This is a genomic window from Gloeocapsa sp. PCC 7428 (assembly GCF_000317555.1).
GTDB lineage: Bacteria > Cyanobacteriota > Cyanobacteriia > Cyanobacteriales > Chroococcidiopsidaceae > Chroogloeocystis.
The window spans coordinates 2,529,066-2,552,962 of sequence record NC_019745.1 but is presented as its reverse complement, the minus strand read 5'-3'; the positions used below and the strand labels follow the sequence as shown (position 1 = coordinate 2,552,962).

20 protein-coding genes, 1 tRNA gene and 1 pseudogene are annotated in these 23,897 nt (G+C 43.6%); 13 read left to right on the top strand and 9 right to left on the bottom strand.

What is annotated here, in order from left to right:
- The first annotated feature begins 50 nt into the window (after positions 1-50).
- Positions 51-941, top strand: a complete 891-nt coding sequence (gene truB, locus GLO7428_RS11125) for a tRNA pseudouridine(55) synthase TruB (protein ID WP_015188647.1) — start codon at positions 51-53, stop codon at positions 939-941.
- A 1-nt stretch (position 942) separates the two neighbouring features.
- On the opposite strand, the gene GLO7428_RS11120 is transcribed toward truB, so the two are convergent.
- Positions 943-1,029, bottom strand: a tRNA-Ser gene (locus GLO7428_RS11120).
- Positions 1,030-1,099: 70 nt separating this feature from the next.
- Between GLO7428_RS11120 and GLO7428_RS11115 the strand changes: the two genes are divergently transcribed.
- The 9 genes from GLO7428_RS11115 to moeB all read left to right on the top strand — a co-directional run bounded on the left by GLO7428_RS11115 (position 1,100) and on the right by moeB (position 8,496).
- Entirely contained in the window at positions 1,100-1,468 is a 369-nt protein-coding gene (locus GLO7428_RS11115) for a 2Fe-2S iron-sulfur cluster-binding protein (RefSeq protein WP_015188646.1), read from the top strand.
- A gap of 34 nt (positions 1,469-1,502) precedes the next feature.
- Positions 1,503-1,988, top strand: a complete 486-nt coding sequence (locus tag GLO7428_RS11110) for a thermonuclease family protein (protein WP_196797501.1) — start codon at positions 1,503-1,505, stop codon at positions 1,986-1,988.
- A gap of 46 nt (positions 1,989-2,034) precedes the next feature.
- Positions 2,035-2,904 carry an inositol monophosphatase family protein gene (locus GLO7428_RS11105; RefSeq protein ID WP_196797584.1) on the top strand — a complete coding sequence of 290 codons (870 nt, stop codon included), beginning with the start codon at positions 2,035-2,037 and terminating at the stop codon, positions 2,902-2,904.
- Between the two features lie 59 nt (positions 2,905-2,963).
- Complete coding sequence (locus tag GLO7428_RS11100) at positions 2,964-3,887, top strand: J domain-containing protein (protein WP_015188643.1); 924 nt, start codon at positions 2,964-2,966, stop codon at positions 3,885-3,887.
- Positions 3,887-5,116, top strand: coding sequence for an ATP phosphoribosyltransferase regulatory subunit (locus tag GLO7428_RS11095; RefSeq protein WP_015188642.1), 1,230 nt, complete (start codon positions 3,887-3,889; stop codon positions 5,114-5,116). The genes GLO7428_RS11100 and GLO7428_RS11095 overlap by 1 nt, the downstream gene beginning before the upstream one ends.
- A 547-nt stretch (positions 5,117-5,663) precedes the next feature.
- Positions 5,664-5,888 (top strand): 4Fe-4S dicluster domain-containing protein, encoded by a 225-nt coding sequence (locus GLO7428_RS11090; protein WP_015188641.1) that lies wholly within the window; start codon positions 5,664-5,666, stop codon positions 5,886-5,888.
- 145 nt (positions 5,889-6,033) lie between these two features.
- Complete coding sequence (locus tag GLO7428_RS11085; RefSeq protein ID WP_015188640.1) at positions 6,034-6,765, top strand: ABC transporter ATP-binding protein; 732 nt, start codon at positions 6,034-6,036, stop codon at positions 6,763-6,765.
- Positions 6,766-6,774: 9 nt separating this feature from the next.
- Complete coding sequence (locus GLO7428_RS11080) at positions 6,775-7,251, top strand: Mov34/MPN/PAD-1 family protein (protein ID WP_015188639.1); 477 nt, start codon at positions 6,775-6,777, stop codon at positions 7,249-7,251.
- A gap of 72 nt (positions 7,252-7,323) precedes the next feature.
- Positions 7,324-8,496 carry a molybdopterin-synthase adenylyltransferase MoeB gene (moeB, locus tag GLO7428_RS11075; protein WP_015188638.1) on the top strand — a complete coding sequence of 391 codons (1,173 nt, stop codon included), beginning with the start codon at positions 7,324-7,326 and terminating at the stop codon, positions 8,494-8,496.
- Positions 8,497-8,541: 45 nt separating this feature from the next.
- On the opposite strand, the gene GLO7428_RS11070 is transcribed toward moeB, so the two are convergent.
- The 5 genes and pseudogenes from GLO7428_RS11070 to GLO7428_RS11050 form a co-directional block, all read right to left on the bottom strand.
- A complete protein-coding gene (locus tag GLO7428_RS11070; protein ID WP_015188637.1) occupies positions 8,542-9,054 on the bottom strand; it encodes a GNAT family N-acetyltransferase in 513 nt (170 codons plus the stop codon).
- A 231-nt stretch (positions 9,055-9,285) separates the two neighbouring features.
- Positions 9,286-9,828: pseudogene (locus GLO7428_RS11065) on the bottom strand (Uma2 family endonuclease).
- A gap of 206 nt (positions 9,829-10,034) precedes the next feature.
- Complete coding sequence (gene folP, locus GLO7428_RS11060) at positions 10,035-10,859, bottom strand: dihydropteroate synthase (protein ID WP_015188636.1); 825 nt, start codon at positions 10,857-10,859, stop codon at positions 10,035-10,037.
- A gap of 21 nt (positions 10,860-10,880) precedes the next feature.
- Positions 10,881-11,606 carry a triose-phosphate isomerase gene (tpiA, locus tag GLO7428_RS11055; protein ID WP_015188635.1) on the bottom strand — a complete coding sequence of 242 codons (726 nt, stop codon included), beginning with the start codon at positions 11,604-11,606 and terminating at the stop codon, positions 10,881-10,883.
- Positions 11,607-11,860: 254 nt separating this feature from the next.
- Positions 11,861-14,020, bottom strand: a complete 2,160-nt coding sequence (locus GLO7428_RS11050) for a polyribonucleotide nucleotidyltransferase (protein ID WP_015188634.1) — start codon at positions 14,018-14,020, stop codon at positions 11,861-11,863.
- 790 nt (positions 14,021-14,810) lie between these two features.
- On the opposite strand from GLO7428_RS11050, the gene GLO7428_RS11045 reads away from it, so the two are divergent.
- From GLO7428_RS11045 to GLO7428_RS11035, 3 genes are all read left to right on the top strand, one after another.
- Complete coding sequence (locus GLO7428_RS11045) at positions 14,811-17,984, top strand: DEAD/DEAH box helicase (protein WP_015188633.1); 3,174 nt, start codon at positions 14,811-14,813, stop codon at positions 17,982-17,984.
- On the top strand, positions 17,981-18,817 hold the full coding sequence (locus GLO7428_RS11040) for an SWIM zinc finger family protein (RefSeq protein WP_015188632.1): 837 nt from the start codon (positions 17,981-17,983) through the stop codon (positions 18,815-18,817). Before GLO7428_RS11045 ends, GLO7428_RS11040 begins: the two co-directional genes overlap by 4 nt.
- A 704-nt stretch (positions 18,818-19,521) precedes the next feature.
- Positions 19,522-20,196, top strand: a complete 675-nt coding sequence (locus GLO7428_RS11035) for a VWA domain-containing protein (protein WP_015188631.1) — start codon at positions 19,522-19,524, stop codon at positions 20,194-20,196.
- 28 nt (positions 20,197-20,224) lie between these two features.
- On the opposite strand, the gene GLO7428_RS11030 is transcribed toward GLO7428_RS11035, so the two are convergent.
- The 3 genes from GLO7428_RS11030 to psbC form a co-directional block, all read right to left on the bottom strand.
- A complete protein-coding gene (locus GLO7428_RS11030; protein ID WP_015188630.1) occupies positions 20,225-21,928 on the bottom strand; it encodes a polysaccharide deacetylase family protein in 1,704 nt (567 codons plus the stop codon).
- 172 nt (positions 21,929-22,100) lie between these two features.
- The gene (locus GLO7428_RS11025; protein ID WP_015188629.1) at positions 22,101-22,286 is read right to left on the bottom strand and encodes a PCP reductase family protein; all 186 of its coding nucleotides are present in this window, start codon (positions 22,284-22,286) and stop codon (positions 22,101-22,103) included.
- A 238-nt stretch (positions 22,287-22,524) separates the two neighbouring features.
- Positions 22,525-23,883, bottom strand: coding sequence for a photosystem II reaction center protein CP43 (psbC, locus tag GLO7428_RS11020; RefSeq protein ID WP_041919088.1), 1,359 nt, complete (start codon positions 23,881-23,883; stop codon positions 22,525-22,527).
- Positions 23,884-23,897 lie beyond the last annotated feature (14 nt).

Sequence of the window (23,897 nt, the reverse complement as noted above, 5' to 3'; positions counted from 1 at the left end):
ATGTAGTACAAAATACAATACGTAAGTTTTACTATTTTTCGTAACAACTAGTGCTAGGTTTTCTCAATTTAAACAAACCCGCTGAGTTCACTTCTCACGATTGCGTCGCGCGCGTACGACGACTTTTACAAATGAAGCGTGTTGGACACGGTGGAACACTAGATCCTGCGGCGACAGGAGTTTTACCGATCGCTTTAGGCAAAGCTACCCGATTGTTACAATTTTTACCAGGAAATAAAGCTTATCAAGCAACGATTCAACTAGGAATTACGACAATAACCGACGATCTGGAAGGGGAAGTTATTACCTCACAGCCAGTATCAAATTTAACTCTAGAACAAGTTGCAACCGCACTCAAACAATTTCAAGGCAAAATTGAGCAAATACCGCCGCGTTATAGTGCAATTCAAGTTCAAGGAAAACGTTTATACGATCTTGCCCGCGCGGGAGAAAACGTTGAAATTCCTGTACGAAATGTAGAAATATTTCAGATTGAGATTTTAAATTGGTACCCAGGAGATTTTCCGCAAATCGAGGTGGCGATCGCCTGTGGTGCGGGAACATATATTCGCGCGATCGCTCGCGACTTGGGTAGAATTTTACAAACTGGTGGAACTTTAGCCAAACTCATCCGCACGCAAAGCAGTGGCTTTGAAATCGCCGATAGTTTAACATTTGAACAATTAGAATCTCAAATTCAACAAGGAAGCTTTCAACTCATTCCACCGACACGCGCATTACAGCATCTTCATGCTGTCACCTTACCTGCTGCGATCGCCCAAAAATGGTGTCAAGGTCAAAAAGTTTCTTACAATGCTACTGATGAGTTACCGTTAAACTCGCCGTTGCGGATTTATCAGGAAGGCGAGGATTTTTTAGGAATTGGATATTTAACGATAACAGATACAGAAGCCAAGCTAGTTCCACAAATTGTGTTTTAAACGGAGAGGGAGGGATTCGAACCCTCGTTGAAGTTGCCCCCAAACAGCATTTCCAGTGCTGCGCCTTCAACCACTCGGCCACCTCTCCAGGTGTCACAAATTCTAATTATACAATGAAGTCATGCACATTCAGCAAGAATAGATAATTTATTAGCTTCATGACTCGTTATTACAAAATTCAAATTCGCGATCGCGCGCGTGATCAGAACTACACGCTCGAAGTTCCTGAAGACGGCTATATCCTCCAAAATGCCGAAAAGCAGGGCGTAGAACTGCCATTTTCCTGCCGTAATGGTGCTTGTACAACGTGTGCGGTACGAGTGCTATCAGGAGAAATTTATCAACCCGAAGCGATGGGCTTATCTCCCGAATTACGCGCCAAAGGCTATGCATTGTTGTGCGTTAGCTACCCACTTTCTGATTTGGAAGTCGAAACCCAAGACGAAGATGAAGTATACGAACTACAATTCGGACGTTATTTTGGTAAAGGAAAAGTGCGGGCGGGTTTACCGTTAGATGAAGATTAGAGGTCAGAGTTATGCTACGTTTAAAATTGTTTGCGTGCTGCTTCTACTCTTGATTTTGGGGTGTCAGCCAAAAACGACACCGCAAGGTAAGACTGTTAAGGTAACGCGGGTAGTGAGTGGTAATACACTTGAAGTCATCGGCTTAGAGGCGCAACGTAATTTTAATGCACGAGTCCGCCTCATCGGAGTAGACGCACCCGATTTGCAACAACAGCCGTGGGGACAAACGGCGAAACAACAATTAGAAAAAATTGTTCAAGGTAGCAATGTTCTGCTAGAGTTTGACGTGCAACAAAAAGACCGTTTTGGTCGCTACCAAGCGTATGTGTGGCATGACAAAGTATTGTTAAATGAATGGCTTGTCGCACAGGGATATGTTCTAGCTGTTGCTAGAAACCCTAATGACAAGTACACTCAGCAACTGACTCGCGCGCAAGAATCAGCTAGACTCATGGAGCGGGGGATTTGGAATCCCTCTCAACCAATGCGTTTGACTCCAGCAGAATTTCGCCGTAGTTAATATTGCGGAGGTGTCCTCCGCAATCGCTGCCATTTCAATCTCGTCAATTATGACTTCAACTTCCCAACTGCAAATTTATCTAGATATTGCGACAGAAGCCGCGCTAGCTGCTGGCGCGGTTGTTCAAAGCTATTATGGCGCATTAGATGGTGTTGTTGAAAAAGGACGCCCTGGAGATTTAGTCACCCAAGCCGATAAAGCTTCCGAAGCCGTCATTTTAGATGTGTTACAGCGTCACGTACCGCAGCATGGAATTTTGGCAGAAGAATCAGGTAACGTCGGAAATTCGACCAGCGATTATCTATGGGCGATCGATCCCCTAGATGGTACAACGAATTTCGCGCACCAGTACCCTAGTTTTGCCGTATCAATTGGGTTACTCGTTGCGGGGATTCCCCAAGTAGGCGTGATTTTCGACCCTTTCCATCAAGAATTATTTCGGGCGGCAAGAGGCTTAGGCGCGACACGCGATCGCCGCCCAATTTCTGTTTCCCAAACGCAGGAACTGAGTAAAAGCCTTTTAGTTACAGGTTTTGCCTACGATCGCCGCGAAACACCAGACAACAACTATGCAGAATTCTGTCATCTTACACATCTTACGCAAGGCGTGCGCCGCAGTGGCTCCGCTGCGCTTGATTTAGCTTATGTCGCGTGTGGGCGCTTAGATGGTTACTGGGAACGCGGACTTTCACCGTGGGATATCACGGCGGGAATTGTCTTACTTGAAGAAGCTAAAGGAAAAGTCACTGCTTACGATCAAAGTCCGTTTGATATGGCATCGGGGCGAATTTTAGCAACAAACGGCTATCTCCACGCAGCTTTGAGTGATGAATTGCTACACGTTCGTTCTTTAACCTCGGTAGGGAATAATATTAACAACAGCGATCGCGCTTTTAGCTATGAATCCCCAACTTAGGAAATATGGCGCAGTACACTAGAAACAACTTATAGGCTTTGCAGGTGGCACAAGGTTCTATGTCATTTAAAATCGACCGTGGCTTATTCCAGTATGATCTCACTGACCACCATGCAGTTCTCGGCATTCCTGTCGATGCAGATTTCGAGCAAATTCGCAAACGTTATCTGCAAATAGCCCGTCGTTTACACCCTGATAGTTGTGCAGCCACCACTCCAGAAGAAAAACAACTCGCCAATCAACTACTCTCAAAAATTGTCAATCCTGCCTACGAACAATTCTCTAAAGAGCGTAACCGTGCTGAACATCTTGTTGTGCTAAGAGAAATGAGCAAGCGTCTGGCACAAAAACCAACTACCGTTGAATTAAAATCTAAACTAGCACAAAAGTTAGCTCAAGCAAGCAATATTGAACACTTTTATCAAACTTCACTTCACCAGCTAGCCGCAAAACAGTATGAGAATTTCGAGCAAGTTTTCGATATTATTGGCACTCTTAGCGAACTCAATTTAGTTTACTTGATGCGTAAAGGTGCGAGTAGTATTCAGCAACCGAAACCAGTAACGCCTATTACTCCCAATCCTCACCCAACATCACAACCAACCCCCATCCCCCAACCTAGTAGCGCTGTCGAGCAATATTATCGCCGCGCGCAAGCTTGTATGGAAAACAGTAACTTCGTACAAGCGCGGATTGAGTTACAAGATGCACTCAAGTTAGAACCAAATAATAGTAGCTGCCATAGCTTGATGGGATTCTTGTATTTGAAGCAAAATCAAGTCACTATGGCGAAGGTTCATATTAATAAAGCATTGCAGTTGAATCCTCAAGAACCAATGGCACTTAAAGCAAAGAAATTACTCAATCAAGCAACACAAACATCGAGTACAAAATCGGCGTCGGTACCTCAGCCGAGTCCAGGAAAAGCCAATAATGGGGGTAGTGGTTTGTTTGGTGGTTTATTTGGCGGGAAGAAAAAGTAATGGTATATCAGTCGCCAGCAGGGGCGCGGGACTTATTGCCCCTAGATGTAGCACAAAAACGTTGGATCGAAGAACGATTGCAGCAAGTCTTTCACCGTTGGGGCTATCACCGCATTATTACTTCAACATTAGAACACCTCGATACCTTAATGGCAGGTGGTGCAGTCGAGCGATCGCAACTCATTCAACTGCAATCTGACGAAGGCGAAATCGGACTACGCCCCGAACTTACCGCATCTATCGCCCGCGCTGCTGTGACGCGCATGGCAGGATCGATGTATCCGCAACGCTTATACTACAATGCTAATGTTTTTCGCCGCGCGTCAAGTAGTAACCACAATCAGCAACAAGAATTTTATCAAGCAGGCGTTGAATTACTCGGTGCTAAAGGTTGGCTAGCAGATGCGGAAATTTTACTGTTGCTTGCTGAGTGTATGCAAGAACTCAGTTTAAATAACTGGTGTCTGATCTTAGGCGAAGCCGGAATCGCGCGATCGCTATTATCAACGTTTCCCGCAAATTTGCGCGAACAAGTTCGGTATGCGATCGCCAACCTCGATCGAATTACACTAGAAACCTTACCCCTCAACCGCGAATTACGCGATCGCGCCCTGATGATGCTTGACTTACGCGGGCGTCCTGCTGATATCTTACAAAAACTCGCCTCTCTCGATTTACAAATACCTCAAACTGAAGCACTCAACTACCTGAAGTCACTGTTTGCTTTATTAGATGAGTGTCCGATATCATCACAAGCAATTATCTTAGACTTGAGTTTGATCCAAACCTTCGACTACTACACCGGAATTGTGTTTAAAGTCGTCAGCAATACTCATCCTGCAAGAATTATTGGGCAAGGCGGACGTTACGATCAACTCTTAGGACTGTATCACCCACAAGCCGAAACAATTCCAGGAATTGGATTTTCGCTGAATATCGAAGATTTACATCAAGTTTTACTTCCCTCACAACAACTTCCTCACGCAACTCCTGCAAGTCATTGGTTAGTTGTTCCCAAAACTCCCCAAGCTTATACCGCAGCCTTTGCCTATGCTGCTAAACTACGCGCTTCGCAACATCTTGTACGCGTTGAATTGAATTTAAGCGATAGCGATCCTGATACGATTCGCGAGTACGCCCGTCACCGCCGCATTCAACAAATTGCTTGGATTAAACCGGAAGGTTTACCTATAATAGAAGCGATCGCATTCACAAAAAAGCCTCACTAATCAGGAATTGAAACTGCCACCTTCACTCGTTCCTACAACAAGGTTTTGAAGTCGAAGTCCCCCAAATTTGGGGAGCTACTGCGGTGCGGAGCTTCCTCCCGCGCGTGAACGCAATTCTACCATCTTTAACACTTCTTAGGCATCCTCCTTCAATAAGACTTTATCAAGCTAGATTGTTAATTAAAATACAAGTCAGCTTATTTTTAACTGTATATTAAATATTTGAATTTATAGTTTAAAAAAAAACTAATTAATCCTACTAAAAAACACTGTATTCTTTAAAAAAATCATACTTAAAGTTAATTTTATTAAGTAGTAATAAGGTAGTAAATAGTTATTAATAGCACTTACAACATACTTAAGGAAGAGATTAATAATTCAGTTTGATTAGCTATTTATATAATAAAAATAAAAAGGAAAAGATTTATACATCGGCTGACTTTTGGCAGCAAGAGATAAGGACAAGGAAACTTAAAATAAAGTTTTTTTGTTAGAATCAAAAAATATTCTAATCTATCTAGTTTAAAGAAGCAGAAGAGAGAAGGTTATGCCGCATACAATCGTTACAGAAACTTGTGAAGGAGTTGCTGACTGCGTTGATGCTTGTCCTGTGGCTTGTATTCACCCTGGACCAGGAAAAAACATGAAGGGTACGGAATGGTTCTGGATTGATTTTGCTACCTGCATTGACTGCGGTATTTGTATTCAGGTTTGCCCTGTTGAGGGCGCAATTGTTCCAGAAGAAAGACCTGAGTTGCAAAAAAATCCTTAAGTAAATATTAAGTTAGGAGATTTTTCAAACACAGCCTTAATACCCAACGAATTGTACTTAATTTAATCGTCGCAATTAGTTATGCAGCTAAAAGCTGAAGGTTGCAGGATAATATTCATACTTCACCTCTTTTGGCTGTACGCGTATGATGCAAACGACTCCTTTGTTAGAAGTTGAGGATGTCTGGGCGGGTTATGTTAAAGACTTAGACATCCTGCAAGGAATCAATTTTCATATCTTCCCTGGAGAATTAGTTGCAGTTATTGGTCCTAATGGTGCAGGAAAATCAACATTAGCAAAAACGATATTTGGGCTATTGAATCCGCAACGCGGGAAAATCACTTTTAACAACGAAAATATCGCTGGACTTAAATCAAATCAAATTGTACAGCGCGGGATGTGTTATGTACCGCAAATTGCAAATGTGTTTCCGTCTTTGAGTGTAGAAGAAAACTTAGAAATGGGGGCTTTTATTCGGAATACGCCCTTAAGTGAACTCAAAGAGAAAATATACACGACTTTCCCTGTTCTGGCGAATCGCCGCCGCCAAAAAGCAGGAACACTTTCAGGAGGAGAACGCCAAATGTTAGCAATGGGGAGAGCATTGATGCTAGAACCGAGTTTACTGTTATTAGATGAACCTAGCGCAGCACTTTCACCGTTGTTAGTCAATAGTGTATTCGAGCAAATACAGCAAATTAACAAGACGGGGACAGCAATTGTGCTTGTAGAACAAAATGCGCGCAAAGCATTAGCAATGGCGCATCGGGGTTATGTACTTGATACAGGACGCGATCGCTTTACCGGTTCAGGTAGTGAATTACTTAACGATCCCAAAGTCGGCGAACTTTATCTTGGCGCAGGTAAACACCACTAGCAACGCAATATGGTATTAAATATCTCTCCACCACAGCTACAAGCGATTCGCGCGCACGCCGAAAACACGTACCCAGAAGAATGCTGTGGTTTACTCTTGGGTAAAGCGGTTGACGACCAAAAATTCGTCACCGAAGTTGTCGCAACCGAAAATGCTTGGCACGCCGCAGCACTTGAATGGGAAGATGATTCTACCAATCATGGCAAAATTGACCGGTATGCGATCGCTCCGCAAGAAATGTTAAAAATCCAAAAAACCGCACGCGATCGCGATTTAGATATAATTGGTATTTACCACTCACACCCGAATCATCCGGCAATTCCTTCCGAATGCGATCGTCTCTTTGCTTGGCAACAATACTCATATATCATAGTTTCGGTAGTCAATGGCGAATGCGATGATCTCCAAAACTGGAGCCTCGACGATCGTCATCAATTCCACTCAGAAAATCTGATCGTTACAGAACGCATCGAGTCGTTACTTTAAAAACTACAAAAATCCAAACATCCAAACGCTATCTTTAGATAGGATCAAAAGTCCGTTCCTTCACACACTGCTATGCTCAATCCCAATCTGGATGAAATCCAGTTAACAAAAGAAGAATACGAACGATATTCGCGCCATATCATTTTGCCAGAGGTAGGGTTAGAAGGTCAAAAACGCCTCAAAAGTGCAAGTGTTTTGTGTATTGGTACTGGTGGGCTTGGTTCACCCCTACTACTTTATCTCGCCGCAGCGGGTATTGGACGCATCGGTATCGTTGATTTTGATGTCGTTGATAGTTCTAACCTGCAACGTCAAGTTATTCATAGCACATCCTGGGTAGGTAAACCTAAAATTGAATCAGCAAAAAACCGCATCTTAGAAATCAATCCGAGTTGCCAAGTTGATTTGTATGAGACGCGTCTGAGTGCAGACAATGCGCTAGACATTATGGAGCCTTATGATGTTGTTGTGGATGGTACCGACAACTTTCCGACGCGGTATCTCGTCAACGATGCGTGTGTACTGTTAAACAAGCCGAATGTTTACGGTTCGATCTTCCGGTTTGAAGGACAAGCAACCGTATTTAACTACGAAGGCGGTCCTAACTACCGCGACTTATATCCCGAACCCCCACCGCCAGGGATGGTTCCTTCGTGTGCTGAAGGTGGCGTACTTGGGGTTTTGTGCGGTATTATTGGCACCATTCAAGCGACAGAAACGATTAAAATTATCTTGGGTCAAGGCAATACCCTCAGCGGGCGACTGATGCTTTACAATGCCCTCGATATGAAGTTCCGCGAGTTGAAGTTGCGTCCAAACCCTGAACGTCCCGTCATCGATAAACTCATCGACTACGAATTTTTCTGTGGTATTCCCCAAGCAAAAGCCGAAGAGGAGAAGCGACAGATGGAAATGCAAGAAATGACCGTGCAGGAATTAAAGGAATTGCTCGATAGCGGTGCAGATGATTTTGTACTACTTGACGTGCGCAATCCCAACGAATACGAAATTGCCAAAATTCCAGGTTCTGTCCTAGTTCCGTTACCCGATATTGAAAGCGGTGCAGGCGTCGAGAAAGTGAAAGAAATACTCAACGGTCATCGTTTAATTGCGCATTGTAAGATGGGCGGACGATCCGCGAAAGCGTTAGGGATTCTCAAAGAGGCAGGAATTGAGGGAACCAACGTTAAAGGTGGGATTACCGCTTGGAGTCGCGAAGTTGATGCTTCGGTACCTGAGTACTAAGCGAACAGGTGGGTATAACCCACCTTTTTTACACTTGTTATCGCATCATACCCAATCTTCAAAGGTCAACGCCCACCGTTCATGGTCACGCCATTCTCCATTGATTTTTAGATATCGTTGAGAAAAGCCCTCTTTTGTGAAACGTAATCGCTTTACTAAATTGATTGAAGCAGTGTTTTCAGGCTGGATATTGGCTTCAACTCGATGTAAGCCAAGTGTATAAAAAGCGTAATCAATTGCTAAACGTACACCTTCTGACATAAATCCTTGACCCGCAAAATTGACATCAACGTAATAACCAAGGTAAGCATTTTGAAACGCTCGATAGAAAATTTGACTTAAATTTGCTACTCCAATAATTTTATTGTTAGTAGAATGACAAATCAGTAAACCTTCAAAGTCTTCGTTTTGGCAACGATTAATGTAGTCTTTGCACTCCTGTTCATTTAATGGAGGAAAAACCCAAGGAAAATGGAAATCTTGGCTTCTTTGGTGAAGGGATAACAATCCTTGATAATCCTCTGCGGTTGGTCTTCTAATAAAAACACGAAGTGACATGGAGGTGTTTAGCTTTGCAGTGGCTACAAACTATTAATTTAACTGTAACTCTAGTAGACAACTAGTATTTACCTTGTCTAGAGGCAAAGCAGCCCAACAAACAGATCGCTAACAAACTTTAGGTGCTTCCTTCACCAAAGACTTAAACTAGTCAACGGCAAAGGTAGATAACAGCAGATAAGACTAAACTCAGCACTAAGTCAAGGCTGTTGGCTCCACTGCATTACTACCTCAAGATAAAAGCTTTTCAATAGACACTGAAACATCTGCAAATGCTAATGGTTTAATCATTCCTTCTTTAATCGTATATTCTTCAACATACTTCCCCTGTTGAGGATTTCTAAACACGCTCATCTGCTGAGCAGATAAGTCTAAAACCCAATATTCTTGAATCGCAGCAGTTGCATAAATTGCACTCTTAATCTCCAATTCTTTCTTTACACTTGTCTTGGCAACTTCTACAATCCAGAAGATATCTTGAGGAGCAGGATGGCGATCGCTCTACGCTGACTCTGGAAGTCGAACAATTGCAATATCAGGCTCAGGCTCTGAATCGGATAGAGTAATAGGACCATTGAGGCGAACATCTGCTTTCCCTGATAGCAATTGTTCTAAATATTTTGCTCCTCGTTTTGCTGTGGTGTAATGAATTGGGGTTTCTGGACTCATCTCAACAATTTCACCTACTAGCAATTCTACACGGCGGTCTCGCAGAATACCCGCTTCGACCATCCGGTGATAGTCATCTACAGACCATTTAGCTAGTGTCTTCATAGCAAAATTGCTCACATTCTTGTGATAAACCTAATTCAATTTTATAGATTCTCAATTGAGAAGCACCCTATTCAGCATTAAATTTTGATCTGCCATACTGTAAGACTTTAAGATTTTTAATTCTGAATACTGAAAGATAACCGGCAAGAAATTAGCTCTCAAACTTAAATAGTTGTTATAAACAGATTATAAGTATTTATCTAGAACTATCTAAATAAAGTATCAGCAACGCGGCAGACATCATGCATTTCTCGCACATCATGGACTCGGAGAATATCTGCACCATTAGCTATAGCTGCACAACACGCGGCGGCGGTTCCCCAAACTCGTGCTTTAGGTTCTGGTTGATTTAAGATATGTCCGATGAAACTTTTTCGCGATGGTCCCACTAAAATGGGACAATTGAGCGAGCGAAATTCTGCTAATTTGCGGATAAGTTCAATACTTTGATTGTATTTTTTAGCAAAGCCAATACCAGGATCGATAATGATGCGATTTTGCGGAATTCCGGCGGCGATCGCCGCACTAATTCGACTTGCTAAAAACGCATAAATCTCCCCGATTAAATCTTCGTATTCAGTATGTTGTTGCATCGTTTGTGGTGTACCGCGAATATGCATTAACACAATTGGTACACCAAGCTCAGCTACAGTTGGTAACATATCCACATCAAAAGTTCCGCCAGAAATGTCATTAATAATATCTGCACCAGCCGCGATCGCAGCTTTAGCAACAGTTGCTCGTGTCGTATCAACAGAAATGGGAATAGATATTTCTGGACGCAAAACTTGTAATACAGACAATACGCGCTCTCGTTCTTCTTCAGGTGAAACTTCTTCTGCACCTGGGCGCGTGGATTGTCCGCCGATATCAAGAATATCTGCACCAGCGGCGACTAAGTGCCGTGCTTGAGCTAACGCAGAAGGTGGGGTGTTAAACTCGCCACCATCACTAAAGCTGTCTGGCGTAACATTCAACACTCCCATTAAATAGGTACGCTTACCCCACTCAAACGAGTTTAAGGCTGCCATTGAGTTAACTCTGAGTCGCCGCTACTGATAATTGACAATTCGGGCAAAACTACCTGGTTCTAAGCTTGCCCCTCCGACTAAAGCACCGTCAATCTCTGGTTGTGCCATAATTTCATCAATATTGTTTGGCTTCACTGAACCACCGTATTGAATTGGCGTATCAGGATAACTTAACTGACTGCGAATCAACCCAATCACGCGGTTTGCTTCAGAGGCTTCGCACGTATCACCCGTTCCAATTGCCCAGATTGGTTCGTATGCAATGATCAGATTTTGCTGATCGACTTTCACCAGATCTTTTTCCAACTGCATCGAAATGAGTGCTTCGGTTTCACCCGCATCGCGTTGTTGCTTCGTTTCTCCTACACATAAAATTGGAGTCAAACCATGCGCTTGGGCTGCTATTAATCTTTTATTGACTGTTTCATCCGTCTCGCCAAAGAATTGTCGCCGTTCACTGTGACCAACGATCGCGTAACGTACGCCAATTTCTGTGAGCATGGGAGCCGCAATTTCACCTGTATAAGCTCCTTGAACTTCCCAGTGGACATTTTGTGCGCCTAACTGCACGCGGCTTCCGTGAAGATTTTTAGAAATTAACGATAGTGCAGTAAATGGAGCGCATAGCACGACTTCTCGTGCTTCTGGTGTTTGCTCCAAACTCGGCATAAATCCTTGCAAGAACTCCAGAGATTCTGCCTGGGTTTTATACATTTTCCAATTACCGGCAATAACTATTTTTCGCACAGGTGACTCAATCAATCCCAATTTAAAACACGATGAAATGTAAAAATAGTTTAAAGCTTTAAGGGATCAATGTCACATTTTACTTGCGAATTCTATAGCAGAGGTTAGAGGTCAGAGGGGCAAGGCACTGACTTGCCCGTAGAGAGCAGGGTTAAAACAGAGTCTAGAATGTCACGGATTAACAAAGCGATTAGCTATTAGCCATTCGTATTTAGCTAATTGCCAACCGCTCATTGCTAATTGCTGTGAATAGATTATTGATTCGTTGTTGCGGCTTCGCGCGCGGCGGCGGCTTGGTCAGGATGAATTCCTAAGCGCGTTAGGTTAATCCGACCTTTGCTGTCTAACTCTCTAACTTTGACAATAACTTCATCACCGACTGCAACTTCATCCTCGACTCTACCCACACGGTAATCCGCAAGCTGAGAAATATGAATCATGCCTTCTTTACCAGGCAAGAATTCGACAAAAGCACCGATCGGAATAATGCGAGTGACTTTACCCGCGTAAACATCGCCCTCGTTCAGCTTGCGCGTCATACCTTGAACGATGTTTCTGGCGCGTTTGGCTTTGCTTTCATCAATCGCAGAGATTGTCACCGTGCCATCATCTTCGATGTCAATTTTGGCTCCAGTTTCCTCGGTAATGCCTTTAATTGTCTTACCTCCAGGTCCAATTAACATCCCGATCATCTCTGGATCGATCTTAATTGTTAGTAGCCGTGGGGCAAAAGGCGACATCTCGGTACGCGGATTGTCAATTGCTTGCAGCATTTTTTCTAAAATGTGCAATCGTGCTGGCAAGGCTTGCTTGACCGCTTGTTCAATGATTTCTAAGGGTAAACCTGGGATTTTCATATCCATTTGCAAGGCTGTAATCCCGCTATCTGTCCCTGCAACTTTAAAGTCCATGTCGCCTAAAAAGTCTTCTATACCCTGAATATCGGTAAGGACGCGGACTTCATCACCTTCTTTGATTAAGCCCATTGCTGCGCCACTGACAGGTTTGATAAGGGGAACGCCTGCATCCATTAACGCCAGTGTCGAACCGCAAACCGAACCCATCGACGTGGAACCGTTGGAAGAGAGAACTTCAGATACAACGCGAATGACGTAGGGAAATTCATTTTTAGGTGGTAACACTGGAATTAAAGCGCGTTCGGCGAGCGCCCCGTGACCAATTTCCCGACGCCCTGGAGCGCGTAGTGGCTTGGTTTCTCCTACAGAGAATGGCGGGAAGTTGTAGTGATGGATATAGCGCTTTTCTAAATCTTGTTGCAGATCGTCGGATAAGTTTTGCGCATCTCCTGGTGTACCCAGCGTACACGCAGATAGCACTTGGGTGAGTCCGCGATTAAATAAGCCGCTGCCATGAACTCGTTTTGGAAGAACGTCTACACGACAAGACACTGGGCGAACTTCATCAAGCTTACGACCATCAACGCGAACGCCATCTTCGACAATTTGACGGCGCATGAGTTTTTTGGTCAAGTCTTTAAATGTGTTGCCTACAGCTTTGCTGTTTGTCGTTGCAGCAACTTGGATCGGGTCTTCTTCGGGAAGTTCGGCGATCGCTGCAACAATTTCTTCTTTGACGGCATCTAACGCAGCATCGCGGTTATTTTTGTCGAGGTCAAATTGCGACAAAATTTGTTTGACTGGTGCTTGGGCGCGATCGCGAATAAACTCGATTAAGGTCGGCTCTACTTCGGCGGGCGGTTCCTCGTATACCGTCTCTATTCCAAGCTCCGCTATCAGGTCTCTTTGTGCCTGAATTAAGTCTTGTACAGCTTCGTAACCGAAATCAATTGCCTCAATGATGTCTTGTTCCGGCAATTGATTAGCGCCAGCTTCCACCATAATCACGCCTGCTGGCGATCCGGCGACAACTAAATCTAAATCTCCCGCCTCAATTTCTGCATACGTGGGATTGATAATAAAGTCATCTCCGACTAAACCAACCCGCACAGCTGCCATCGGACCATCAAACGGTATTTTTGCTAACAGCACCGCTAGCGATGCACCTGTTACAGCTAATACATCAGGTGGAACTAACTCGTCCATCGATAAAGTTGTTGCGACAATCTGTAAGTCATCGCGCAACCACTGGGGAAATAAAGGGCGTAGTGGACGGTCTATTAAACGGCTAGTGAGAATTGCTTTTTCGGGTGGGCGTCCCTCGCGCCGGAGAAAACCACCAGGAATCCGACCAACGGAATATAGTCTTTCTTCGTAGTCTACCGTTAGCGGCAGAAAATCAATGCCTTCCCTTGCGGCAGAGCGGGTAGCTGTTACTAATACAGCGGTGTCCCCAGATTGCATTAAAACTGACCCACCAGCTTGGGGTGCTAGTAGACCTACGGTCAATCTAATATCCCTTCCGTCAAAGGATATTGACCTATCAATCTCTACCATTAAGTTTTTTGTCCTTCTTTGTCACTTTCTTTTTCTGTGGCAATCCTAGCATTTCTAGCCCTATGACTGCCTTGCAGCGAATGACAAATTAGAAACTAACGTTACAAGAATAGAGAGTAGGGTTTTAGGTCTATGTATATGTCAGTAGAAAAAAGGTTCTATATATTAATTGAAGTATGTTTTTTTACTAACATTTGTAGCTGATATTTACAGGAATTTACACAAAGCGTCCATGTATCACATAGACGCCCATTTGCTAAAGCAGCGTATGAAGAATTAGTTAATAATGCTACATCAAAAGATTTTTATGCTTTAACCGCAGCTAACTTCGTCTCCAAAACCAAAGAGAATCTTGGTGTGATATAACTTAGATGATTTAGATGCAGTACGCTGACTTGCAGCAATCTTGTTGGATCTTTTGAATTGCTATTTTAGTTGTACAATAAATTTAGCATAAATAATAATGATTGATGTATTCAGAAAATTTAGTTTGATCTAATATAAATACCAAGTTATTTATCCAAACTAGATATTTTTCTATTCTTACTTACCTTGGCAATAAACAAATTTTTGCTTTACTGTTGATTTAGATATTTCAATTTAAAAAGCTTTGTTTACATATTAATTTTACTCGGTCGTTTAATTTAGATACTCAAAGCGATAGCAGTTAGAGAATATATCATTTTAGAATAAAAGTAGAGAATGTTATTTAAAACTTACGCTAGCTGAATTAGCATACTGGTTAGTTTAAATAAACAAAAGTATTTGTGTCAGATCGAGTAGTTGGTAAATGGCAATTTTACACGGTAGTTGGCTAGTAGAAAATCACAGCTTATTCATTTGGGGAGAGACGTGGCGGTCTTTGGGTGGGATAGAAGCCGCGTTAACAGCGGAAATTTTAGATCATCCGTTGGTAATGACTTTAGCAGAATTAGATGAATGGCTACGCAAAACTGACTTTTTGCCGCAGGTGTCGCGTAATATCTTAAAATCGGCGTTGCCAGTTATAGAAACTGCGACGACTGAACGCAGTCGTAAAGGAAAGACAAAACAAGCGAACAGTGTGGTAGAAATTAAGCGATCGCCTACTGCTATTCTTGCCTTACCAACCGATCCTGATACAGGTTATCCAATTCATTCAGCCGCGTTTTCTTTAGATGCAGACCCTACACTCAAACCCTGGCGCGTGCAAGGTTTATATCTAGATCCTCTAGCAGCATTTCAGTTTCTCACTTCGTTACCATTGGGTAGCGCAAGTCAAGATGAGTATCTAGGAGGCGATTTACGCTTTTGGTCGCACGTTGCGCGTTGGAGTTTGGATCTGCTGAGTCGCTGTAAGTTCTTACCCGCATTAAGCCAATCTGATGATTCATTCGTGGCTAGCTGGCGATCGCTTTTAGATAGCGCCGTCGATACTTCGCGACTCGAAAAATTTGCGAAAGTCATGCCTAGTGTTTGTCTAGCTTATCGCACAGGTGAAGAAGACAATGACGCGAGCCAACCGTCGCCACAAGAAGTGATATTAAGCTTTCTGGATAGCACTATAGACGCGCAGATTAGAACGTTCCTCAATGGCACTACGCTACCAAATGCACCCTCTCCGATACCAGAATGGTTACAAGCATTAACAACGCCAGATGAAACTGTCAAAGCCGCACCAAATCAACTCGAAAGATTAGCCGCCGTACTGAATGCTTGGACAGCACCACTTCAGTATCAAATCAACCAAGCTCAAATTCGGACTTGTTTTATCCTACATCCACCGGCAACAGGTAATGAGTGGACATTAGCATACGGGTTGCAAGCCGCTAGCGATCCAGAATTTGTAGTCGATGCAGCAAGCATTTGGCGTCATCCGATTGCTGAGTGGGCGATCGGCGATCGCACGATTCATCAACCACAAGAAACGTTTTTAAGAGGCTTGGGGCTAGCTTCGCGTTTATTTACCCCGATAGCGACAAGTTTAGACGAACAATATCCAACGTCGTGTCGTTTAACGCCGCTCGAAGCCTACGATTTTATCAAATCAATTGCGCCAAGGTTTACCGACAGCGGATTAGGAGTGATTTTACCACCAAGTTTAGCAAATCGCGAAGGTTGGGCAAATCGCTTAGGGTTGAAAATCCGCGCTGTAACACCGCGCGAAAAACAAGGAGTAGGGCTGCAAAGTTTATTAAATTTCGAGTGGGAATTAGCAATTGGCGGACAAACTTTATCGAAAGCTGAATTTGACCGTTTAGTGGCGTTAAATAGCCCGTTAGTAGAAATCAATGGCGAATGGGTAGAACTGCGATCGCAAGACATCAAAACCGCCCAAAGCTTTTTTGCAAGTCGCAAAGATAAGTTATCGCTATCACTCGAAGATGCTTTACGGTTGAGTAGCGGCGACAGCTTGGTGATTGAAAAACTCCCCGTCGTCAACTTTGAAGCAACGGGGGCGCTACAAGAATTAATGTCCGCGCTGACAAATAATCAGGCGATCGCGCTTTTACCACCACCAAAAAGCTTTCAAGGCGAACTGCGTCCGTATCAAGTACGCGGCTTTAGCTGGCTTGCTTTTCTCGAACGCTGGAACTTAGGCGCGTGTCTCGCCGACGATATGGGACTTGGTAAAACGATTCAGTTTATTGCCTTTATGCTACATCAGAAAGAGCAGGAGGCACTAGAAAATCCCACATTACTTGTTTGTCCAACTTCAGTATTAGGTAACTGGGAGCGTGAAGTCAAGAAATTTGGACCGCAGCTAAAAGTGATGCTGCACCACGGTGATAAGCGTCCTAAAGGTAAAACCTTTGTCACCGCCGCGCGCAAGCACGATTTAGTCATTACAAGTTATGCGTTGATTCACCGCGATATTAAAGATCTACAAAGTGTTTCGTGGCAAGGAATTGTGCTAGATGAGGCACAAAATATTAAAAATCCTGAAGCGAAGCAGTCGCAATCAATTCGCCAACTCGAATCCGCGTTTCGCATTGCCCTAACAGGAACCCCAGTCGAAAACCGCTTGCAAGAATTGTGGTCAATTTTGGATTTTCTCAATCCAGGTTATTTAGGCACGCGGCAATTTTTTCAACGACGCTTTGCAATGCCGATCGAAAAATACGGCGATGTTGATTCTCTTACACAGTTGCGATCGCTCGTTCAGCCTTTTATTCTGCGACGCGTTAAAACAGATCGCGATATCATTCAAGATCTGCCTGAAAAGCAGGAAATGACCGAGTTTTGCGGTATAAGCCCCGAACAAGCCGCGTTGTATCAACAAGTTGTCGAGGAATCTTTAGCGGAGATCGACGCCGCAGAAGGATTGCAACGGCGGGGCATGATTTTAGGATTACTCGTCAAACTCAAACAAATTTGTAATCACCCTGCACAGTATTTCAAGCAAAACAAAATTGCCGAACCGCGTCAGTCAGGAAAGCTACTGCGCCTTGGAGAAATGTTAGAGGAAGCTTTAGCCGAAGGCGATCGCGCGTTAATTTTTACGCAATTTGCCGAGTGGGGTAAACTGCTGCAACCCTATCTACAACAGCATTTACAGCGCGAAATTTTGTTTCTTTATGGCAGTACTTCCAAAAAACACCGCGAAGAAATGATCGATCGCTTTCAGCACGATCCGCAAGGTCCGCCGATTATGATTCTTTCTTTAAAAGCTGGTGGTGTCGGGTTGAATTTAACACGGGCAAATCACGTCTTTCACTTTGATCGCTGGTGGAATCCTGCGGTAGAAAACCAAGCGACAGATCGTGTCTTTCGTATCGGTCAAACACGGAATGTTTTAGTGCATAAGTTTGTGTGTACCGGAACATTAGAAGAAAAAATTCACGAAATGATCGAAAGTAAAAAAGCTTTAGCTGAACAAGTTGTAGGTGCAGGCGAACAGTGGTTGACAGAATTAGATACCGATCAATTGCGGAATTTACTCGTACTCGACCGTAACGCTGTTATTGATGAGGATGCAGAATGACCAATTTTAGCTTTCAAGCAAGTCGCGAATGGTGGTCGCAACGCTGGCTCGATCTCCTCGATTCCTACCGCTTTAAAAAGCGTCTGGAGCGCGCACGCAATTACGCGCGTCAAGGTAATATCTTAGGTATCCAGTTTGAAGGCGCAAAGGTATCAGCACGCGTCCAAGGTACAGAACCAGAACCGTATCAAGTTTCGCTGTTTTTAGAACCTTTCACCGACGAACAATGGAGTTACGTCATTGAAACGATGTCGCAACGCGCCATTTTTGCAGCAAAACTCCTAGCAGGTGAAATGCCACCTAATATTGAAGAAGTTTTCACGGCAAATGGGCTATCACTATTTCCGTTTACACTTTCTGAAGTGCGGAGCAAATGCTCGTGTCCTGATAAAGCAAATCCTTGTAAGCATATCGGTGCTGTGTATTATCAATTAGGCGATCGCTTTAGTGAAGATCCTTTTGTCTTATTTCAGCTACGCGGACGTACCAAAAATCAAATTATCGACGCTTTGCGCGAGTTACGCAGCGCGCACCAAGAAGAAGTTGTTAGTACTGAACCAGAAACGACTTCATCTACTCTAGACAATGCACCAAGTGTCACGAGCACATCGTTTTGGCACTATCAAGAACCCCTCGATCCCAACTTAGTCGTTATTGCGCCATCAACGAGCAGTGATGTCTTAGAAATGTTAGGTGCAATTCCATTGTCTCACGATCTTGCTGACGATTCTGACGCTAACTCGTCTGAGATACTGATGAACTACTTAGATACGACTTACAAACAGGTGGCTCAGCAAGCTTTCATCGCTGCGATGAACACTGCGGCTAATTAAAACCTAACGTTGATGATTACCAGAGTTGCGTAATTTGTAACTTAGTGTTACTTTATTCCTGGAAAATACTTAGATTATTCAGCCATGCTATCAGGCTGTCAATCTGTATTGATGATATTTCATGAATTAGTACGCAAATCAACTATGTCAAAAAAATATACAAGTAGATTTCAATTTATATTTTTATCAAAGATTATCTTTTGTTATGTATAACTTGTTCTCTACTACTAGCCCGATATTATGGTTGGGAAACTTAAATAGAAACAATTAGTCTTAAGCGCTAAGTGTCTTTTGCTTAGCAAAAGTTGTGATAAGTGTTTTATAAACTATAGAGTATACAAATGTAAGACAGCCGACTTGAAAAAGGAGAATCTTAACTCAAATAGGTAAGAATGCTATTGTAGAAAGTTCCCAACTGGCTTGTGGTTTGATGCTCGCGATAGCCTCGATGCTGAGAGTTTAAAACTAAAGCAGATTTAGGAATATCCCAAGTATTTTAATGAGCTTGTAGAAAAGTTACTTAAAAGAGTAGAAAAATTGACTAGCATATTATCTAAAATTAGGCAACCTTGACTTTGGCAGACAAAATCTAACGAGTAGAGTAGTTTTTTGCTATGTCTGTTAAGATAATCAATTAATTTTAAAAAACTTACGGCTCATGCTGTAGTAGCTTCAATAACTAGAGAATTTTCATAAATAGATCTATGCCAGAAATTTTGAAACTTGAAGATGCTGTAGAATTCGCCGAGAACCCAGAACCACGGTGTCCATGTGTTCTTCTTCTTGACACATCTGGTTCGATGCAGGGGGAAGCAATTGAAGCACTCAACGAAGGATTAAAAGTATTTAGGGATGAGTTGAATCGCGACAGCCTTGCTAAAAAACGAGTTGAAGTAGCGATTATTTCTTTCAACTTTGAGGTAAAAGTCGTTCAAGAGTTCGTTACCGCCGATCAGTTTGAGCCACCGACACTTGTCGCGCATGGTTTGACTCATATGGGTGCAGCAATTCATCAAGGGTTAGATTTAATTCAAGCGCGCAAAACTGAATATCGCAACAACGGTATTGCTTACTATCGTCCGTGGGTATTCTTGATTACGGATGGCGAACCACAAGGCGAGTTGGAAAGTCTTGTAGAGCAAGCAGCGCAGCGAATTAGAGATGATGAAAACAGCAAGCGCGTTGCCTTTTTTGCGGTGGGTGTCGAGGGTGCTAATATGGATCGCCTTAGCCAGATTGTCGTGCGATCGCCACTGAAGTTAAAAGGACTTAATTTTCAAGAGATGTTTATTTGGCTATCAGCCAGTATGCAGCGCGTTTCGCAATCGAAGCCAGACGATCAAGTTGCCTTACCACCACCAGGTTGGGGCACAGTTTAAAATTTGTTATTATATTCTTCTCCTCTGCTTACCTAGATGCCATAACGCAATCGCTTTGAGTCATTGTCTGTGGAGGAATTAAAGCCACAACATGAGGTACAGGGCGGGGTGTATAGCCGACAAGTGATTCTCCTTTGTAAGCAAGTGAAGTACTTGCGCCAGAGTCGAGCATCACGGCGTCGCGTAATCCAGCTTGAGCAAGTGTAATTCCTAGCGATACTGAATCTATCAGTTTTGTAGAAACCCCAATTGTTGGTTGTCCTACTTGATTGATACCCCAAAAAGCTCGATGGCGAGCCGCATCAAAATCAAATAAACTGCCAAAGGTACTTGCAGGTTGTGGTTGACTGTCTTTGACTAGCCATGCTGCTGCGACAAAGCTATCGGTGACGTTTGGTAATGCGGCGTTTAATCCGGCTAGCGTGTTGTGCTGTTGAGAGTTAAAAGCAACAAATTTAACGGCTTGAGAATTGATAAGTACTAAAGGGCGTCCGCTCAGCTTGCGATTTTCGCTATTGTTTCCAGGAACGAATTTGCCACTGTGACTTAATACAGGTCCAATCATGACATTAGAATCGAGGGATTTGAGCGAAAAGAAACCGCCATCGACAGCAGCGATCGCCGGACTCCCTGCAAGAATTTGTGGAACTTGATAGCGGCTTTTGGCGTGAATTGTGATTGGTTTACCACCAGCGATCAGGATGAGTCGCGAAGAGTCAATCGTAGTTGTTTGAACAGAAATATCCGTCGTAAAGTCAAATTTTACACCCCAAGCAGGTAATTGAGGACCTCCCCACGCACCAGCGATCGCGTGCTTTAAGCGTGATTGTCCGATACGAGCGATCGCCAAAAGATTTTCAGATTGCCCCGCAAAGCGATCCGCCGAATCATCCATTGTTAATGCGGCTTTATACCCTGCTTGCTCCACAACGCGCGTCACTCGCGAATTATATTTCCCTACCGGATATGTAAAGTAATCAATACTCATCCCTAGCTGAGTTTCTAGAATTCGTTTTGACTCAGTAATTTCAAATCGCAATTGAGCTTCTGATAAATCTCTTAAATCGGCGGGATGCGTTACACTGTGAGCCGCGATCGTGACTAAAGGATCAGCCGCCATTTGCCGCAATTGTTCCCAGCTAACGTGTGGTCTTCCTGTATTTTTACCAATATTAGATGTATAAATTGAAAAAGTAGCCGGATAGCCGTACTTTTTAAGTAAGGGATAGACGTATTGATAATGACCGCTGTAACCATCATCAAATGTTAACAAAATTGGCTTTTTTGGTAGTGGTATTCCTGTACGAAGATGAGTAACTAATTGCGCCAAACTAATGGGAGTGAGTTGGTGCGATCGCATTAATTCGAGGTGCGTTGCAAATTCCTGCGGTGTAACGTCAAAGAAGACTTGTTTTTGTGGCAAAATATCGTGATACATCATGATTGGTACTCTTGCCTGCTTTGCTCTGACGTGCAGGTTTGGTATGGGAGGGGGATTCAAGTAAGCTGCAAGCCAAGGTCCAAGATCTTGTACAAGTTTTGGAATCAAAGTTTGTGGCGCATCTACCCAACTTGCAAGCTGGATTGTTGAATTTGCTATATTGTGCTGAATAGCACTCGGTTCTCGACACGCATTTGCTAACGCAGGTGCTGGTAAAGATATTGCTAACCCAATAACGCTAAAACCGCAGTAAAAACGGGCATTTAGAATCCGCTTTTGGTATATTTTCATATTGTTTGCACGCGACAAGCATCATCTCAAAGAAATGCCTGCGTCATGACAGGTAGTTGAAGTCAATTACACCCTACTCATGAAGCGTTAAGGGTGTGCTAGCAACTCATTAACAAACAACTAAATTCGCTTTAAGCTGTTTTCATCTTGCTATTAAGATTTCCAGAAGCGGTTACTGACCAAACTCTACTCTTGCCTGTTCAACTAACTCTACTGTGACAACTTCTTGCCCTGCGGCACGCGCTAATTGCTCAATTCGTGCTTTAGCTTGAGTTCGCGCAAAAAAAGGAATGTTTTTTAGCTTGGCTTTAGCTTCAGGTGTCCATCGCAAAGCCTCTAAAGATTCAAAGTCGTTCATAACTATTACTTATGACATAAGATGTCTATCCGATGTCGGCTAAGTCAAATTGTGTCATAGATTAGCATGAAAAACTTTTGCAATTAGTCAATATAGACATTTTGTTTACATCGTTGTGTTGAAATTAAGAAAAGCTTTTCTCATCGAACTTTCAAAAAAATAGCTCCTGTGTTTGTACAGGAGCCAGAATATTATTCACTAACTATGAGCATTGACAAAAGCAAAATATGTTTGTTGCTTAGTCAAGATCTCCCATCGCCATTACTGGCTCGTTCTCGCGGTTAATACCTTTTTCAAAACCAGCTACTGCTGCTCTTGCGCGACCTGCGTGCCACAAGTGACCCACGAGGAAGAAGAAGAACATAATAAAGTGGAAAGCAGCTAGCCAAGAACGTGGAGATACGTAGTTGAACGAGTTAATCTCGGTTGCTACACCACCTACAGAGTTGATTGAACCTAGAGGTGCGTGTGTCATGTACTCAGCAGCACGACGAGCTTGCCATGGCTGAATGTCGTTCTTGATTTTGTCTAAATCAAGACCATTAGGACCGCGTAGCGGCTCTAACCAAGGCGCGCGGACATCCCAGAAGCGCATTGTTTCACCACCGAAGATGATTTCACCCGTGGGAGAGCGCATCAAGTATTTACCCAAACCTGTAGGACCTTGCGCGGAACCGACGTTAGCACCTAAGCGCTGGTCGCGAATCAAGAAGGTCAATGCTTGAGCTTGCGATGCTTCGGGACCTGTAGGACCGTAAAATTCGCTGGGATAAACAGTGTTGTTAAACCAAACAAAACAAGTGGCAATAAACGCCATCAAGGATAAAGCACCTAAGCTGTAAGATAGGTAAGCTTCTCCTGACCAGATGAAAGCGCGACGCGCCCAAGCAAAAGGCTTAGTCAGAATGTGGAAAATACCGCCAGAAATCAGCAGCAGCGCGACCCAAATGTGACCGCCAACAACATCTTCTAGGTTATCTACACTGACAATTGAGCCTTCACCACCAAACGGAGATTTGAGCACGTAGCCAAAGATCACCGCTGGGTTTAGCGTTGGGTTAGAGATCACGCGCACGTCACCGCCGCCAGGTGCCCAGGTGTCATAAAGACCACCGACAAACATTGCTTTAATTACCAGCAGTAGCGCACCGCATCCGAGAATAATGAGGTGGAAACCAATAATGCTGGTCATCTTGTTCTTATCTTTCCAGTCGTAACCAAAGAAAGAAGAGTATTCTTCTAAGGTTTCTGGACCGCGAATTGCGTGGTAGATGCCACCAAATCCAAGAACAGCTGAAGAAATGAGGTGGAGTACACCAACTACAAAATAAGGGAATGTGTTAATAACTTCGCCACCAGGACCCACGCCCCAACCTTGTGCAGCAAGGTGAGGTAGCAAGATGAGTCCTTGCTCATACATTGGCTTTTCTGGAATGAAGTGCGCGACTTCAAACAAAGTCATCGCGCCAGCCCAGAAGACAATCAATCCAGAATGGGCGACGTGAGCACCCAGCAACTTACCAGATAGGTTAATTAAACGGGCATTACCTGCCCACCAGGCGAAACCGGTCGATTCTTGGTCGCGACCGCCGCCCATTATTAAATCGCGAT